We start from the raw sequence: 835 nt of genomic DNA, 5'->3' as shown, positions 1-835 counted from the left end.
GTATAGCGCTGTAAGCTTTTCTGTCTTTGACCATCTTGAGCAACATAGGCCTGAACAGCCGACAAATCCGTTCGCAATTCCTGCGCTGTTCGCTCAAAGCTAGCCTTAGCTTGTGTGATGAGACCATTGGTGTCTTCAAGCGCTGGACTCCAGTCTGTCGCTAGGGTACCTTTTTCAAGTTTAATCCTACGAATGAAAATAGTTCCTCCGTATCCTAAATCTGAATTGAATAGGGTCATCCGTAGCTTGGATTCAGAGGGCGCATCCTCTTTAAAAAATACCGGACCTGTAAGCCTAAATCGCTGCCACTCCCTAGTCGCAGTGAACTCTTTTTGTCCCTCTATACCAAAGCCATTCCCACCATTATGCATCATGTGGAAAGGAAAAGAACCATCAACTTCATCGAGTTTACAATCAAACGAGAGAGTCCAAGTTGTCCCAATATCGGACTTTGAAAGATAGGGATCTAGATTATCAAACACAAAACCAAAACGAGACTGTTGAATTTTCTCGGAATCACGATAATAGTTCCGACCACCAACTTGCATATTTGAAAATTCTTCTCGTAATTTCCCTGCTTCAGCCCTAATCAATGTCTTATCTGCCTTGTCCTTGGTTGCGTTCAGGATTTCCTGGCGGATAGAGCCAGCTCGCACCTCAAATTCAGCCTGACTCAACTTCTGATTTAGTTTGTTCTGCGTGTCTGTCTCAAGACTCTTCACAGATTGCCGGATATTCTCAGCAGTCACGTTGAGGGAGCTGATATCCGCTTTGGTTCTGAGACCTTCAGTCAAACGCCTCACTCCAGCATCAAGCGCATCAGCGCGCTGATTAA

The 835-nt window shown here is 45.0% G+C and carries 1 pseudogene; it reads right to left on the bottom strand.

What is annotated here, in order from left to right:
- A pseudogene (locus HT678_RS02690) lies at positions 1-835 on the bottom strand (hypothetical protein); the annotation flags it as partial.

It is taken from the genome of Streptococcus sp. 3167 (assembly GCF_013277175.1).
Lineage (GTDB): Bacteria > Bacillota > Bacilli > Lactobacillales > Streptococcaceae > Streptococcus > Streptococcus pseudopneumoniae.
Note: the sequence above shows the minus strand (reverse complement) of the source record. Positions and strands in the feature narration are given on the sequence as shown.